Source organism: Paraburkholderia sp. BR10936 (genome assembly GCF_040965735.1).
GTDB classification, from domain to species: domain Bacteria; phylum Pseudomonadota; class Gammaproteobacteria; order Burkholderiales; family Burkholderiaceae; genus Paraburkholderia; species Paraburkholderia nodosa_A.
The window spans coordinates 162175-177506 of sequence record NZ_JBFRCM010000008.1 but is presented as its reverse complement, the minus strand read 5'-3'; the positions used below and the strand labels follow the sequence as shown (position 1 = coordinate 177506).

The 15332-nt window shown below is 65.7% G+C and carries 12 protein-coding genes; 6 read left to right on the top strand and 6 right to left on the bottom strand.

Annotated features, from left to right (window positions below; genetic code table 11):
* Positions 1-11: 11 nt before the first annotated feature.
* The gene (aspT, locus tag AB4Y36_RS18805) at positions 12-1694 is read right to left on the bottom strand and encodes an aspartate-alanine antiporter (protein WP_368683783.1); all 1683 of its coding nucleotides are present in this window, start codon (positions 1692-1694) and stop codon (positions 12-14) included.
* A 588-nt stretch (positions 1695-2282) separates the two neighbouring features.
* On the opposite strand from aspT, the gene AB4Y36_RS18800 reads away from it, so the two are divergent.
* Positions 2283-3245, top strand: coding sequence for a LysR family transcriptional regulator (locus AB4Y36_RS18800; RefSeq protein ID WP_368683782.1), 963 nt, complete (start codon positions 2283-2285; stop codon positions 3243-3245).
* A 98-nt stretch (positions 3246-3343) separates the two neighbouring features.
* Here AB4Y36_RS18800 and AB4Y36_RS18795 read toward each other — a convergent pair whose 3' ends face one another.
* On the bottom strand, positions 3344-3874 hold the full coding sequence (locus tag AB4Y36_RS18795; protein ID WP_141710832.1) for a hypothetical protein: 531 nt from the start codon (positions 3872-3874) through the stop codon (positions 3344-3346).
* A 119-nt stretch (positions 3875-3993) separates the two neighbouring features.
* Between AB4Y36_RS18795 and AB4Y36_RS18790 the strand changes: the two genes are divergently transcribed.
* Positions 3994-4806: a crotonase/enoyl-CoA hydratase family protein gene (locus AB4Y36_RS18790; RefSeq protein ID WP_368683781.1), complete on the top strand. Its 813-nt coding sequence runs from the start codon at positions 3994-3996 to the stop codon at positions 4804-4806.
* A gap of 242 nt (positions 4807-5048) precedes the next feature.
* Entirely contained in the window at positions 5049-6866 is a 1818-nt protein-coding gene (locus AB4Y36_RS18785; protein WP_368683780.1) for a winged helix-turn-helix domain-containing protein, read from the top strand.
* 63 nt (positions 6867-6929) lie between these two features.
* On the opposite strand, the gene AB4Y36_RS18780 is transcribed toward AB4Y36_RS18785, so the two are convergent.
* On the bottom strand, positions 6930-7199 hold the full coding sequence (locus AB4Y36_RS18780; RefSeq protein ID WP_256094966.1) for a hypothetical protein: 270 nt from the start codon (positions 7197-7199) through the stop codon (positions 6930-6932).
* Positions 7200-7549: 350 nt separating this feature from the next.
* Here AB4Y36_RS18780 and AB4Y36_RS18775 point away from each other — a divergent pair, with 350 nt between their 5' ends.
* Entirely contained in the window at positions 7550-8734 is a 1185-nt protein-coding gene (locus tag AB4Y36_RS18775) for an MFS transporter (RefSeq protein WP_368683779.1), read from the top strand.
* A gap of 112 nt (positions 8735-8846) precedes the next feature.
* Positions 8847-10004 (top strand): MFS transporter, encoded by a 1158-nt coding sequence (locus tag AB4Y36_RS18770; protein ID WP_368683778.1) that lies wholly within the window; start codon positions 8847-8849, stop codon positions 10002-10004.
* A gap of 454 nt (positions 10005-10458) precedes the next feature.
* Here the strand turns inward: AB4Y36_RS18770 and fahA are convergent, their stop codons facing one another.
* Together fahA and hmgA are read right to left on the bottom strand one after the other, a co-directional pair.
* A complete protein-coding gene (gene fahA / locus AB4Y36_RS18765; RefSeq protein ID WP_368683777.1) occupies positions 10459-11772 on the bottom strand; it encodes a fumarylacetoacetase in 1314 nt (437 codons plus the stop codon).
* Positions 11769-13118 carry a homogentisate 1,2-dioxygenase gene (hmgA, locus tag AB4Y36_RS18760; protein WP_368683776.1) on the bottom strand — a complete coding sequence of 450 codons (1350 nt, stop codon included), beginning with the start codon at positions 13116-13118 and terminating at the stop codon, positions 11769-11771. Before hmgA ends, fahA begins: the two co-directional genes overlap by 4 nt.
* 244 nt (positions 13119-13362) lie before the next feature.
* On the opposite strand from hmgA, the gene AB4Y36_RS18755 reads away from it, so the two are divergent.
* Positions 13363-14190: an EAL domain-containing protein gene (locus AB4Y36_RS18755; protein WP_342947720.1), complete on the top strand. Its 828-nt coding sequence runs from the start codon at positions 13363-13365 to the stop codon at positions 14188-14190.
* A 42-nt stretch (positions 14191-14232) separates the two neighbouring features.
* Here the strand turns inward: AB4Y36_RS18755 and murB are convergent, their stop codons facing one another.
* Positions 14233-15288, bottom strand: coding sequence for a UDP-N-acetylmuramate dehydrogenase (gene murB, locus AB4Y36_RS18750; protein ID WP_069267825.1), 1056 nt, complete (start codon positions 15286-15288; stop codon positions 14233-14235).
* Between the last annotated feature and the right edge of the window lie 44 nt (positions 15289-15332).

The following is a 15332-nucleotide window of genomic DNA, read 5'->3' as shown; positions in this document are numbered from 1 at the left end:
GCCAGGATGCGTCAGCCAAACTTCGCCGCGAGCCCTACCACCACGGGGCCCATGAGCGGCAAGAGGATGTTCGACAGCGCGTAGGTGATCGTGTAGCCGATCACGGGAGTCGAGTTGCCGGCTACGCCGACGAGCGCACTGATCGCCGGCGTGCTGCACTGCTGGCCGGCGATGGCGCCGAGCAGCATCGGCGCTTCGAGCTTGAGGAACATGTGCCCGATCCACAGTGAGAGGAGCCCGGGAATCAGCACCATCAGAATGCCTGCGAGCGGCAGCGCGAGACCGTACTCGCGCACGAGCTTGATGGCGTCGGGGCCGGCGGAAAGCCCGACGGCCGCGATGAAGGTGGCAAGACCAAAGTCCTTGAGCACCTGCGCGGCGGCCGAGGGCAGCGAGCCTACCAGGGGGTAACGCGAGCGCAGCCAGCCGAAGAACAGACCCGAGAGCAGGCACCCGCCGCCCGTGCCGAGCACCAGCGTGACGCCGCCCACGTTCACGCCGAAACGCCCGATCATCATGCCGACCAGCACGCCGAGGCCCAGATAGACGAAGTCGGTCTTCTGGGTCTGCTGGATCACGTAGCCAAGACGCTTCGCGCCGCGCGCAACGTCGCTGGGCGTGCCGACCAGCGTCAGCACGTCGCCGCGATGCACGACCATGCCGGGCAAGGCGGGCACCGTGTTGTCGAGCCGCGTGATCGCGCCGACGTAGATGCCGCGGCCCGCTTCCGGCGCGGCGCGCTCGCGCATTTGCGCGAGCGTGAGGCCGCTGACGTCGCGCTGCGTGACCATCACGTCCACGCGTTTCGCGAGCAGCTTGAACAAGCCCTCGCCCGGCATCTCTTCGCCGAGACTGCCTGCTGCTTCGATCACGGCTTCGCGGCGCCCGGCGATCAGCACGATGTCACCCGGCTGCAGCACGGACTGCGCATTGGCGTCCAGTTGGCGTCCCTCGCGCAGCACGTACTCGATCGTGACGTTATTGCCAAAACGCGCCTCGAAGGCGGCGACTGCGGCGCCGGCTGCGGGACCCACCTTGAAGGCGCGACCTTCGAGCGGCGCGAGCGCGAGCCGCTGTCCTTCGTCGAGCGCGCCGTCGCCGCCGAGCTTGCGATACAGGCGCGCGGCCTCTTCCCGCAGGTTCACGCGCAGGATCAGCGGGGCAATCTGGCTCGTGAAGAGCACGATGGTGATGAGGCCAAAGAGGTAGCTCACGCTGTATGCGGTCACGATATGCGCCTGCAGCGTGCTCACCTGGGCGTCGGTCAGGCCGAGCCGCGTGATCGCTTCGGAAGCCGTGCCGATCACGGCCGATTCGGTCGCCGCGCCCGCGAGCAGGCCCGCCGCTGTGCCCGCATCGAGCTTCATCACGACGACCGCGATCATGACGAGCGCCATGACCGAGACGATCTCGACGATCGAGAGCAGTCCGTAGCGCCAGCCGCGCCCGACGTTCGCGAAGAACTGCGGACCGCCCGTGAAGCCGAGCGCGAAGATGAAGAGTGCGAAGGCGACGTTCTTGAGGTCGGGCGAGATGCGCGCGCCGGTTTGCCCGAGCATGAGCGCGACGATCAGCGTGCCACACACGCCTCCGAGGGAAATCGGACCGAAGCGGATCGAACCAATCAGATAACCGAGCGCGAGGCTCACGAACAGGGCAATCTCGGGTTGCGACTTCAGCAATTCGACGATCATGTCTGGTCTGCCGATTTACGTTTTAGTTAGCCCGAAAGCGTGCTCAAAAAACGAGCGGTAATGCACATTAAATAACATGCAGCGCTAATTCCCGGTCGTTATTTGCCCTCACGCACAACAATTCATTCACACAGAAAAAGCGTCAACGCGCGCTTAATTCCGGCTCGTAAATGACGGGAAATTCACCGACCGCAATGACTCACAATTCGCCAGAGGCAAAGGGCGTCCCGCCTGGAAGCTGGCAGTTCTGACAGACATCCGCTGCTCGCGTGAATTACGCAAACACGTTATCCGCAATGCACAATATTTAGATAGTGACAAAAACGCACAACGCATTCCTCACTCAATACATGCCGACTGCGTATTGGATCTTTTACAAGTAAGAAATGCTGCCGCGTGTTGAGATAGATATTGTAATTCTCACGGACTGTCAATATTATTTTTGTTAGATTCCCGCGGTCGTCCATCGCAGTAGTTCATTCGAGGCACATTGACCATAACAACGCGACACATCGCTTCGTTCCTCAACTTCGCCAGCAGTTGCGGTGTCCCTCAACCGGTCCATGCATCGAGCATACGAGGCTACACATGAACCAGATACATGCCATGCGCGTCTTCGTCAGGGTGGCGGAAACCGGGAGCTTTCGTCGCGCCGCGCAGCAGCTCGACGTCTCCAACGCGCTCGTCACGCGCTCCGTCGCGATGCTCGAGGCGCACCTGAATGCACGCCTAATCAATCGCACCACGCGCAATCTCGCGCTCACCGAGGCGGGTCAGCGCTACCTCGAAGGCTGTCGTTGCGTGCTAGAGGAACTCGATCATCTGGAGCGTTCGCTGGCGCACTCGGAAAGCGAGCCGAGCGGCACGCTGCGCGTGGTGGCCGCCGGCGCGCTCTCGCTTGCCACGCTCACGCCGCTCATCGACGGCTACCGGCGTCTGTATCCACGCGTGAACGTGCGCCTCACGCTCGCCGAACGGCCCGTGGATCTCATGGAAGACGGCTTCGACGTGGGCATCGTCGGCGCTACGCCCGCACGCAACGGCGAGTGCGTGGAGCGCGCGCTCGGCACCACGACGTTCGTCCCCTGCGCTGCGCCCGCATGGCTCGCCGAGCACGGCGAGCCGCATACGCCCGAGGAGCTCGCGCAATGCGCGGCGGTCGCACTGCCTCCCGAGGAGCGCAGCGCGACGTGGCAGTTCGCGAAGCCCGGCGAGCGTGCACAGCAGGTCACGCTGCAGCCTGGCTACGCCGTCAACAACATGCTGATGGTGCGGCTCGCCGCGCTGGCCGGCATGGGCGTGGCGGTCGTGCCCGCGCCGCTCGTCGCCGACGACTTCACCGCGGGCACGCTGCGGCGGCTACTGCCCGACTACGACATCGACGATCCCGACGCCCGCATGTCCATCGTCTATCCGAGCCGCCAGTATTTGCCCGCGAAGACGCGTCGCTTCGTCGACTACACGGTCGAGCATTTCGAGCTTGCGCGTCATGCATCGCCCATGGCGGCGAGTTCCAATGGTGCAGCGAGCCGGCCGCTGAGCGTGGCGTAAGCACACAGCGGGCGGGCGTAATGTGCCCACCCGATGGTTTGAGAACATGCCGCTTGCAAATGCGCCGTTAGCGAACATGCCGTTCGCGCGACGATGCATCAGAGCCGGGGCGAACTGCCGTCGACCGGAACCAGCAGGCCCCCGTCGCCCGCGCCGCACAGTTCGCGCAGCAATGCCGCCTCGCGCTCGTGCACTTCCACGGGTAGCCACAATGCCCCCGCCCAGGAGAGGTAGCGCGCGCGATGCTGGCCGTTGCGAAACGCCACTACCCCCTCGTGCGCAAGTCCGAGCCATCCGGCCAGCCCCGCCACGCGGCGTTTGCTGATCGTCACGTAGGGCATCTGCGGCACGCGCTCGTTGTCCGGATCGAGAAACTCGCGTATGCCGCGAATCTTGCCGCTATGCCAGTCGTCGACGGGCTTGAGCACGTAGTCGGTGTCGTCGCGGTCGGCACAGAGAAGCAGCTTTTGCAGATCGACGATCACGACGACGTGGCGCGTGCCGTCGGTCGTGAAGACGCGCTTGAAGCGCACATGGTCATACGCGTCGTGGTCGGGCAACGGGACAGTCCAAAGAGGTCCACAAGCGGGATACGGCGAGGAATCCGAAACGGAGGTGATGCTGGACATGGACGTCGATTGCATGCGTGCTTTTGGTGGAGACGTAGTTCAGGAAATGAAACCGGCCTAAGCTACGGATGAGCCATTAAATTTTTATGACGAATGCGGGGCGCATCGAGGACTGACACATGACGATCGAAACCTTCGGCGAGCACGTGCGTATCGAAAGCCAGGAACATGTAGCAATTGTCGTGCTCGACCGCCCGGCGCAGCGCAACGCCATCGACAGACCCGTTGCGACTGCACTCGCTGCCGCCTTTGCACGCTTCGAAGAAAATCCCGCATGGCTCGCGGGTGTGCTGTACGGCGCGGGCGGCACGTTCTGCGCGGGCGCGGACCTCACCGCGCTCGCCGACCCCGAACGCCGCAATGAAATCCGCGCGGACGGCAGCGGCCCCGGCCCGCTCGGCCCCACGCGCATGTCGCTCAGCAAGCCCGTAATCGCGGCGATTTCAGGCTACGCCGTTGCGGGCGGCCTCGAACTCGCACTGCTGTGCGACCTGCGCGTGGTCGAAGAAGACGCCGTGCTCGGCATGTTCTGCCGCCGTGTGGGCGTGCCGCTCATCGACGGCGGCACGGTGCGCCTGCCGCGCCTGATCGGGCTGTCGCGCGCACTCGATCTGATCCTCACGGGGCGCGCCGTCGATGCGCAGGAAGCCCTCGCGTTCGGCCTCGCCAATCGTGTGGTCGCCAAAGGCGGCGCGCGCCAGGCCGCCGAGCAACTTGCCGCACAACTCGCGGCGTTGCCCCAAGCCGCGTTGCTCGCGGACCGCCGCTCGGCGCTCGAACACAGCATGCTGCCCGACACTGCCGAGGCGTTGCGCCGCGAAGGCGCGCTCGGCTATCGCGCGGTGCTCGACGAGGGGCTCGCACTCGCGGCGCGCTTCGCGGCCGGCGCGGGCCGTCACGGCGAACCGCTCGATCCGCTGAAACAGAAGTGAGCTAAACAAAATCGCACGCGAACGTCGTGACAGCCGATTGACGTGTCGATGGCCACAATGCGCAGTGCTTGACGCTTGAAGGCGCGCGCCCGACCCACTACATTGAAATTGATCCGCGCCGCTGCCCCCGCCCCTGCCGCCATGTGTAATGACGCTGAGGACTGCTGCGTCGTCTAACGGCAATCTTCAGACGAACCGCCCCGGCGCCCCCTTCCCTGATGCCGCATCACGGGAGAGATCTCATGCCGACGGATCGAATCATCCGCTTCGCGGACTTCGAACTCGACGTCGAGCGGTACCAGTTGCGCCGAGAAGGTATGGAGGTCAAGCTGGAGCGGTTGCCGATGGATCTTCTGATCCTGCTTGCCTCGCGCCGCGGCGAGTTGATCTCGCGCGCGGACATCGTCGACCGGCTGTGGGCCGGCAGCCCCTTTCGCGACACCGACAACGGCCTGAACACGGCGATCCGCAAGATCCGCATCGCGCTCGCCGACGACCCCGCCAAACCGCGCCACCTCATCACCGTGAAGGGCAAGGGCTACCGGTTCGACGGCATCCTGCCCGAGCCGTCCGAGGCTCACGGTGCGTCGGCTGCCGCGCGCGACCCGCTAGCGACGCGCGAGAGCGAGCACGCGCCGCCCGCCGTACGCATGCTGGTGCTGCCGTTCACCAACCACACCGGCGACGCGAGCCAGGACAGCCTGTGCAGCGCCCTCGCCGATGAGATCTCGGTTACCCTCGGCGCGCTCAACCCCGAGCGCCTCCTCACGATCGCGCGCACCACGGCGGCGCGTTACCGCGCGACACAAAAGAGCATCGGCGAGATCGCGCGCGAACTAAAGCTCGACTACGTGCTCGAAGGCTCGCTCACGCGCGCGGGGCAGCAAACCCGCATCCTCACGCGTCTGATCCGCTGCGCCGACGAAGCGCAGATCTGGAGCCGCGCGCACGAAAGCGCCACGCAAGGCGCACTCGACATCCTCAAGGAAGCGGTCGCGGCGCTCGCCGAGAACCTGGCGACCACGCTTTCCGAGCAGCAGCGCACGCGCCTCGAGCGGCGCCTGCCTGTCGATCCCGCCGCGCACGACGCGTATGTGCGCGGGCGTTTCTTCTGGTATCGACGCGTGCATTTCGAAGCGGGCTTTTGCGCGCATCACGGCATCGACGGCGAAGACTTCGTGCGCAGCCGAACCTACTTCGAGTCCGCGCTCGAGCACGACCCGAGTTATGCGCTCGGCTATACGGGCCTTTCGAACTACTACGGATCGACGGTTGTGCATGGCTTCGTCGCGCCCGACGACGGCTGGCCGGTTGCGCGCTCGCTCGCCGAAAGCGCGCTCGAACTCGACCCGGATCTGCCCGAGGCGCATCACGCGCTCGCGGCCGTGCGCTACTTCTACGACTGGGACTGGGACCAGGCCGAGGCCGGCTTCAAGGATGCCCTGCGGCGCAACCCGAGTTACCCGGAGGCGCATCGGCTCTATGCGCGCATGCTGGTGGCGGCGGGACGCCGCGCCGAAGGCGACGCCGCGATGGAGCGCGCCGAACGCATCGATCCGCTGGCGTTCCAGGGCTCGCGCGCGTTCGGCATGGTGATGTCGGGCAGGCATGCGGAAGTCGTGAGTGAATATCTCGCGCCGGGGCACATGGACCATCCGCCGCTCGTCTATCAGTTGCTCGCTACCGCGTTCGAAGTGAAAAAGCTGTATGCGCAGGCCGTGGACGCCACCGTGGAGGCGCTCGAACGCTGCAACCAGCAGGCGCGTGCGACCACCATTCGCGCCCGCTGGGAAACGGGCGGCTATGACGCGGTGCTGCGCTGGTATCTGGAAGATCTGCTCGCGCGGCGGCGGGCGCGATACACCTCGCCGCTGCTCATCGCCGAGGCCCACGCGCGGCTCGCGCAGCCCGACGAAATGTTCCGCTGGCTCGAAACGGCGCTGGCCGAGCGCAGTTCGCGGCTATGTGAGTTGCGCACGAATCCATGGTTCGCGCCCTGGCGCCCGACGGGGCGCATGCGGCTCATCGAAAAACATATTGGCGGCGCCCCGACACGCTGAGCGTGGCGCAGATTGCGAGAGCGCGTCGGGTCGCCGTCCTGATGCCTGGGTCTCCCTGCCGACTCAGTTCCCGTGATAGAGCCCTTCGTTCAGCGCCTTCTGCTGGCCCGATTGTTCGGAGCGCACCAGGTCCTGATAGACCTGCGCGTGCGTGAGCCTCATCGGCGCGCCCGATGCGCTCGTCGACATCGGCGAGCCGCCCACGTCCTGCGCAGCCGGCGGTGTGCTGGCCTGTTGTGACGGGTCGTCGCTCTGCGATTGCGCCAGCGCGCTACCTGCGAATAAGGCGGCCGCTGCGGCCACCGCGATGCGTACTGTGGTCATCGTGTTCATGACATCGCTCCAGGAAGGTTGCGCATATTCGGTTCCGTCATGCGCGGGACGGACGACGCGAGGGCGGCGACCGCCGGCGGGCGGGCCGGTGGGCGGACTGTTTCGCTCGTTGGATCGTGTGGGTATCGTGCTGCCCGCGAGCGCGTTGCGCCATGCACGTAACCTGTAGAAATCGTCAAGAAATATGAAGGAACGGTGAACGGAGTCCGGCAAGAAAAGCTGTTGTTTTCCCAACAGCTTTGAAAAGCGTGCCGTATGCGTTGTGTCGGGTTTCAGTACAATTCCGCGTTGACTTAAATAAAACGGCTTCGCGCTCAATGCCCGTCGCCGTCCTGCGCCGACCCCACGCCATGCCCCTGCCTCTTCTCGCCCTTGCCGTTGCCGCTTTTGGTATCGGTACCACCGAATTCGTCATCATGGGTCTGCTGCCCGACGTCGCGCGCGACCTGAGCGTCTCGATCCCGGCGGCGGGCATGCTCGTCTCGGCCTATGCGCTCGGCGTGACGATCGGCGCACCCATCGTCGCCATCGCCATTGCCAATGTGCCGCGCAAGCAGGCGCTCATGCGCCTGATCGGCATCTTCATCGTCGGCAACCTGTTGTGTGCGCTCGCGCCGAACTACTCGATCCTGATGGCCGCGCGCATCGTCACGGCGTTCTGCCACGGCGCCTTCTTCGGCATCGGCTCGGTGGTCGCGGCCGGCCTCGTCGCGCCGAACCGCCGTGCGCAGGCCATCGCGCTGATGTTCACGGGCCTGACGCTCGCCAACGTGCTGGGCGTGCCGCTCGGCACAGCGCTCGGCCAGATCGCAGGATGGCGCACGACGTTCTGGGCCGTGACGGCCATCGGCATCCTCGCAGCGGCGGCGCTGCAGGTGTGCCTGCCCGCGAAGATCGAAATGCAGAAGGCGAGCCTCGTGCATGAGTTCGGCGTGCTGAAGAACCCGCAGGTGCTCATGGTGCTCGGCATGAGCGTGCTGGCCTCGGCCAGCCTCTTCGCGGTGTTCACCTACATCACGCCGATTCTCGAAGACGTGACCGGCTTCTCGCCGCATGAAGTCACGTTCGTGCTGCTGCTGTTCGGCCTTGGGCTCACGGTAGGCAGCACGCTGGGCGGCAAGCTCGCCGACTGGAAGCTCATGCGCTCGCTGCTCACGTTTCTCGCCATGATCGCCGTGGTGCTCGCCGCGTTCTCGCTGACCATGCACGACCCGATCGCGGCCATGGCGACGATCTTCGTGTGGGGCATCCTTGCGTTCGCGATCGTGCCGCCGCTGCAGATACTGATTGTCAACCGCGCGAGCGATGCGCCCAACCTCGCCTCCACGCTCAACCAGGGCGCATTCAATCTCGGCAATGCAGGCGGCGCCTGGATTGGGGGTTTAGCAATCAGCGCAGGCGCACCGCTCACGGCGCTGCCGTGGGTGGGCGTGGTCACGGCTTTCGCAGCGCTCGCGCTCACGCTGGTTTCGGCACAGATCGACCGGCGCGCGCGCCGCCGTGTGGCGATTTCGGGGCCGACTTCCTGCGCTTGATGCTTTGCTCGATGCGGGCACAGGCGGGTGCGTGTTGCACTGAGGCGCGCGCGCTCAACCTGATGCACGCCTGCGCCGCGATTTTCATGCGCACGTAGTAGCATCACGCCCGATGAAAACCGTCCTCACCCGCGACTTTCTCGCGCTGATCCTGAGCGTGGCCGTGGTCGGTCTCGGCTCCGGCGCGACGCTTCCGCTCACCGCCCTCGCCCTCACCGACGCCGGCTATGGCACCGCCATCGTCGGCCTGCTCACTGCCGCCCAGGCGCTGGGGGGCCTTGCCGTCGTGCCGTTCACGGCATGGATCTCGACACGCTTCGGCTCGCGCCAGGTGATCGTCGGCTCGGTGCTGACCGTGGCCGTCGCGACCGCATTGATGCAAACCAGCGCCAATCTGTGGCTCTGGGCGCTCCTGCGCATGCTCTGCGGCGCGGCGCTCATGTTGCTCTTCACGATCGGCGAAGCCTGGGTCAACGAACTCGCCGACGACTCGAACCGCGGCCGCGTGGTGGGCGTCTACGCGACCACGTTCACGCTGTTCCAGATGTCGGGCCCGGTGCTGGTGAGCCAGATCGCGGGCTATACGGCGTGGCGCTTCGCGATCTGCGGCGCGATCTTTCTCATCGCGCTGCCGATGCTCGCGGCGATCCGTTCGAATCCGCAGCAAACCGACATGCACGAGCCGCACGGAAGCTGGCGTCACGTAATGCCGAAGATGCCAGCGCTCATCGTCGCCACCGGGTTTTTCGCGCTATTCGACACGCTCGCGCTCTCGCTGTTGCCGCTCTTCGCGATGGGTCACGGCATCGACACCGAAGTGGCCGTGCTGTTCGCCTCAGTCGTGCTGCTCGGCGACACGACCATGCAATTTCCCATCGGCTGGCTCGCCGACCGGCTCGGCCGCGAGCGCGTGCATGCGCTCATGGGCGTGATCGTCGCGGTGCTGCTGCCGCTGTTGCCCTTCGTCGTCGATACGCCCTGGCTGCGCTGGCCGCTCCTCTTCGTGCTGGGCGCGGCGGCGGGCTCCATTTATACGCTCGCTATCGTGGCCTGCGGCGAGCGTTTCGCGGGCGTCGCGCTCGTTTCCGCGAGTGCGCTCGTGAGCGCGGCGTGGAGCGCGGCGAGCTTCGCCGGCCCGATCGTCACCGGCGCGCTGATGGAGCACGCGGGCCAAGACGCTATGCTGTGGGTGCTGTTTGCGGGGGCATTGGTGTTTCTCGGCGCGCTGCGGTGGGAGCGGTCGCGCGGGCTGGCGGCGGTGCGTGCATAAGCGGGTGGCTTACTTGTTATCGTGTCGGTATGCCAGCGTTTGCCCCTGTGCGGGGCCGCACCTACTTTTCTTTGCAGACAAAGCAGTCATTCATCCCGCTGCTCGCTACGCTCGCTGCGGTTGGGTCTGCATGGGAAACCAAAAGGCAATTCAGGCTTCGCGATAATGCACGCGTCTCAACGGTGTTGGGTTATGCCCTTCGGCGCGCGCAGCGCCGCCGGATGTATGAGCGCCTTGTCACTAACCTGGAAGGTGCGAGGTGACAGACGCTCCGGAGCCATTCACCATTTACGTCGAGATGCGAACTGTGGCAGGCGCTAGCGGTTTGAGCGGCTTTCTTTGCCTACTTTCTTTGCCGCCGCAAAGAAAGTAGGTGCCGCCCCGCACAGGGGCAACCCAGGCATACCGACGCGAACACAAGGAAAGGCCAACGCCACACGCAGCCCCAAAAAAATCACTTCACCGCAGGCAAAATCTTGCCAACGCAGGCACCCAACCCCAAGCGATAGCCATCGCCCTGGCACCAGCCCGCGAGCGTGAGTTCGTCGCCGTCTTCGATGAAGCCGCGCGTGCCGCCGCCCTTCAGTTCGAGCGGATTCTTCGCGTTCCAGGTGAGCTCGAGCAGGCTGCCGAACGAGTCCGGCGTCGGGCCCGAGATCGTGCCCGAACCCATCAGGTCGCCCACGCGCGTGTTGCACCCCGCCACGGTGTGATGCGCGAGCTGCTGCGCCATCGACCAGTACATGTGGCGGAAATTCGTGCGCGCGATGGTCGTCGCCTCGGCCGCGCCTTCGGGCTGCATCCGCACTTCGAGCGCAATGTCGAACGCGTGGTCGCCCTCGTGACGCAGGTATTCGAGCGGCTGCGGTTCCTGCACCGGCTGCGCGACGCGGAACGGCTCCAGCGCGTCGAGCGTGACGACCCACGGCGAAATCGTCGTGGCAAATCCTTTCGAATTGAACGGCCCGAGCGGCACGTATTCCCATTGCTGGATGTCGCGCGCGCTCCAGTCGTTGAGCAGCACCATGCCGAAGATGTGGTCCTCGGCGTCTTCGCACGCGATCGGCTCGCCGAGCGCATTGCCGCGCCCGACGATGAAGCCCGTTTCCAGCTCGATATCGAGCTTGCGGCATGCGCCGAACACGGGACGATCCTGATCGGGCAGCTTCAACTGGCCCCTCGGGCGGCGCACCGGTGTGCCGCTCACCACCACCGACGACGCGCGGCCGTTGTAGCCGATCGGCATCTCGGACCAGTTCGGCAGCAGCGCATTCTTCGGATCACGAAACATCGAGCCGACGTTCGTCGCGTGTTCCTTCGACGAGTAGAAGTCGGTATAGCCCGGAATCTGCACCGGCAGATGCAGTTTCGCGTCGGCGAGCTTCAGGAAGGCGCGCTGGCGCAACGCCGCGTCGTCGCGCAGCGTGGCCGTTTCGCGCGCGAGCAGCGAAGAAAGCTGCACGCGCACGCTGCGCCACGTCTCGCGGCCAAGCGCGATGAAGTCGTTCAGCGCGGCACGCGCAAAGACGTCTTGCTGCGCATTCGCGGGCAGACGCAGCAGCCCGGCTTCGTGCAGCACCGCAAGGTCGGCCACGAGGTCGCCGATCGCGACGCCCACGCGCGCCGTTGCGTTGCCGGTATCGCTGAACACGCCGAACGGCAGGTTCTGGATCGGGAAATCGCACTGGGCGTCGTTCGCGCTCTCGACCCAGCTCTTGCGCTTCGCGTCGAGCGTCGCCTTGAGTTCGTCCGTCATGGTGCTGTTCATTGCTGCTCCGGATTGAAGTGTTTCGTGAGGCCTTGCCAGCACTCGTAGTAATGCGCCTGCAGCTGGCTCGTTTCGAGCGCGTAGCGCGTCGGACGGATCAGCGTGCGGGTCTCGAACATGAAGGCCATCGTGTCGCCGACCTTGTGCGGTTTGGTCGTGTCGGAGTTCGAGGCTTTTTCGAAGGTCTCGGCATCCGGGCCATGGCCCGACATGCAGTTGTGCAGGCTCGCGCCGCCCGGCACGAAGCCTTCGGCCTTGGCGTCGTACACGCCGTGCACGAGGCCCATGAACTCGCTCGCCACGTTGCGGTGATACCAGGGCGGTCGGAACGTGTTCTCGGCCGCGAGCCAGCGCGGCGGGAAGATCACGAAGTCGATCGAGTCGACTCCCGGCGTGTCCGTGGGCGCATGCAGCACGAGGAAGATCGACGGATCGGGGTGGTCGTAGCTGATCGAGCCGATGGTGTTGAAGCGGCGCAGGTCGTACTTGTAGGGCGCGTAGTTGCCGTGCCATGCCACCACGTCGAGCGGGGAGTGGCCGATGTCGGCGCGCCAGAGCTGGCCGCCCAGCTTCGTGACGAGCTCGAACTCGCCTTCGCGGTCTTCATAGGCGGCGACGGGCGTGAGAAAGTCGCGCGGATTCGCGAGGCCATTCGAGCCGATTACGCCGAGATCCGGCAGACGCAAGAGCGCGCCGAAGTTCTCGCAGATATAGCCGCGTGCTTCGCCATCCGGCAAATCCACCGTGAAGCGCACGCCGCGCGGGATCACGACGATCTCGAAGGGCTCGACATCGAGCCGGCCCATCTCCGTGCGGATGGCAAGCCGCCCTTGCTGCGGGACGATCAGCAGCTCGCCGTCGGTGTTGTAGAAGAAGCGGTCGACCATCGGCCGGTTCGCCGCGTACAGGTGGATCGCGCAGCCGCTCATCGAGGCCGCGGAGCCGTTGCCCAACATCGTCACCCAGCCGTCGATGAAATCGGTCGGCTCCGTGGGCATGGGCAGCGCGTCCCAGCGCAGCTGGTTGGGCGGCGTGGGCGGCACGTCGCCGAAATCGGCGACGAGGCGCGGCGCGCCATTCACATCGAGGCGCGAGGCGACCGGCGCAAACGGCCGATGCACGGCGCCCGGACGGATCCGGTAGAACCACGTGCGGCGGTTGTGCGAGCGCGGCGCGGTGAACGCGGTGCCCGAGAGCTGCTCGGCGTACAGGCCATAGGCGCAGCGCTGCGGCGAGTTCTGGCCTTCGGGCAGCGCGCCCGCCAGCGCCTCGGTCGCGAATTCGTTCGCGAAGCCGCTCATATAGCCGTGCTGGACTTCGGTTGGGTCACGCAAAGGTGCGTTCATTGCTTGGTCTCTCCACGTTCTCGAGCCGTGACATGACGTCACGCGATTTACGGATGGTAAAACCAATTACGATTAGTGAAATTAGGCGTATACCCTGACGGACAGTCGGTGGCCTCCAGAATGTGGGCGAATGGTCGATAACGTTATGACCAAACAGTCCATCCGGGGCGGCTGCGGGCTGCTACCATCGGGTCATGCGACCCCGTGTGGGTTCGCACTTCTCATCCGCTTCCCGCTACATCACATGATTGCTCCCACCATTCCCGAGCTCGTTGCCCGCGCCGCCGACCATCCGTTTCTCGGCGAGCACCTGGCGATGGGCACTGGCGCGCACGCTAAAGAGGCCGTGGCGCGGCGGCGCGGCGTGGAGCTATTGAGCGCCTACGAGCCGATTTACGACATCAGCGTGCACAGCGGGGCGCAGTCGCTCACCGCCGATCTCGCGATGGCCTCGCGCTTTGGCGACGAGCTAGGCTACCAGGCGGTCACGCTGCGCGAACAGGACGGCCAGCTCGCGCCCTGCGACGCATTCAGCGATACGCTCGACGATCCTGACCTCGTCGCGGTCGACCGCATGGTCCGCGCGCTGCACGCCATCAATTTTCTGGGTGGCCAGCAGCACGGGCTGCTCTTCCTGCGCGTGCACGAGCGCCTCCTGAAGAGCGTGAAGTACGACCATGGAAGGCATTTCTCGAACGTGCTGGTGTCGTTCGGGCTGAACCCCGGACGCATCGTGATCGAGCTGCCGCCGGCGGCGGTCGCGCACCGCACGTTCCTCGGCTATCTCACGAAGAGCTATCAGCGGTACGGGTTCAAGGTGGCGGGCAATCTGCCCAATGCCGGGCAGATTCTTTCGGTGTCGGACGTGCCTCGGCCCGACTTCGTGAAGATGGATGCGGCGTCCGCGCTGCGCGATTCGATGGTCAAGCCGCTCGTGAGCTATGCGGCGCGGCTGCGCATTCCGCTGATTTTCAACCGCGTGACCGATGCGGCGCAGTTCGAGCAGTTGCAGCAGTACGACGTACGCTTCGTGCAGGGGCCCGTGTTCGCGGCCCAGGACAAGGTGGTTTGACGATGTGAGGCAAGCAAGGCGCCGGGCGGCGCCTGTGCGGCCTTAGAGGCTGACGGGTTCCTGCTCCAGCTCCACGCCGAAGCGCGCGAGCACGTCGCGCTGGATCGCCTCTGCGAGTTCGAGAATGTCCGCGCCGGTCGCACCGCCGCGATTGACGAGCACGAGCGCCTGACGCTCGTGCACCGCCGCGGCCCGCAGCGCACGGCCCTTCCAGCCGCACCGGTCGATCATCCAGCCCGCCGCGAGCTTCACGCGCCCGTCGGCCTGGTGGTACGAAACGATCTGCGGCTCGCGCACGACGAGCGTATCGAACTGCTGCGCTTCGATCACGGGGTTCTTGAAGAAACTACCCGCATTGCCGAGTTCGAGCGGGTCAGGCAGCTTCGCGCGCCGCACCGCGACCACAGCGTTGAATACGGCACGCGCATGCGGCGCCTCGCCGGCGTTGTGCTGGGCCAGCTCGCGCGCGAGATCCGCATAGCCCGCGTTGGCCTGCCACACCTTCGGCAGGCGGAACGTGACCGACGTGATGACGAAACGATCGCGCCCTTCGCGCTTGAAGAAGCTGTCGCGATAGCCAAAGCGGCAGGCGCCCGCGTCGAACTCCACGGCTTTGCCGGTCGCCATTTCGATGGCCCGCACCGACACGCAGCGCTCGGCCATCTCGAGCCCGTAGGCGCCGATGTTCTGAATGGGCGCCGCGCCCACCGTGCCCGGAATCAGCGCCAGATTCTCGAGGCCCGGCATGCCCGCTTCGAGCGTCCAGGACACAAAATCGTGCCAGTTCTCGCCCGCAGCCGCTTCCACGTACCAGGCGTGGCCGTCTTCGTAGGCCACGCGCTTGCCGGTCAGCGCCATGAGCAGCACGAGACCGTCGAAGTCGCGCGTGAGCACGACGTTGCTGCCGCCACCCAGCACGAGCGTACGCAAGCCTTGGGCGCGCGGGTCGCGCACCGCGGCAGCAAGGTCGGCCTCGCTTTCGACGCGGCACGCGTAGCGCGCACGCACGTCGAAGCCAAATGTGTTGTGCGCGCGCAGCGCAAAGCCGGCGGCGAACCACACAGGTGACGTTGTAACGGGCGTTTGGACGACGGGCATCGAGAAAGAACGGAACACGGACAGCAGACGAAAAATGGCCGGAA

Bases quoted from the DNA above. Each gene is read 5' to 3' on its own strand.
- murB (WP_069267825.1), bottom strand. From the start codon at position 15,288: ATGCCCGTCGTCCAAACGCCCGTTACAACGTCACCTGTGTGGTTCGCC.
- hmgA (WP_368683776.1), bottom strand. From the start codon at position 13,118: ATGAACGCACCTTTGCGTGACCCAACCGAAGTCCAGCACGGCTATATG.
- AB4Y36_RS18755 (WP_342947720.1), top strand. From the start codon at position 13,363: ATGATTGCTCCCACCATTCCCGAGCTCGTTGCCCGCGCCGCCGACCAT.
- AB4Y36_RS18795 (WP_141710832.1), bottom strand. From the start codon at position 3,874: ATGTCCAGCATCACCTCCGTTTCGGATTCCTCGCCGTATCCCGCTTGT.
- fahA (WP_368683777.1), bottom strand. From the start codon at position 11,772: ATGAACAGCACCATGACGGACGAACTCAAGGCGACGCTCGACGCGAAG.
- aspT (WP_368683783.1), bottom strand. From the start codon at position 1,694: ATGATCGTCGAATTGCTGAAGTCGCAACCCGAGATTGCCCTGTTCGTG.
- AB4Y36_RS18800 (WP_368683782.1), top strand. From the start codon at position 2,283: ATGAACCAGATACATGCCATGCGCGTCTTCGTCAGGGTGGCGGAAACC.
- AB4Y36_RS18785 (WP_368683780.1), top strand. From the start codon at position 5,049: ATGCCGACGGATCGAATCATCCGCTTCGCGGACTTCGAACTCGACGTC.
- AB4Y36_RS18770 (WP_368683778.1), top strand. From the start codon at position 8,847: ATGAAAACCGTCCTCACCCGCGACTTTCTCGCGCTGATCCTGAGCGTG.
- AB4Y36_RS18780 (WP_256094966.1), bottom strand. From the start codon at position 7,199: ATGAACACGATGACCACAGTACGCATCGCGGTGGCCGCAGCGGCCGCC.
- AB4Y36_RS18775 (WP_368683779.1), top strand. From the start codon at position 7,550: ATGCCCCTGCCTCTTCTCGCCCTTGCCGTTGCCGCTTTTGGTATCGGT.
- AB4Y36_RS18790 (WP_368683781.1), top strand. From the start codon at position 3,994: ATGACGATCGAAACCTTCGGCGAGCACGTGCGTATCGAAAGCCAGGAA.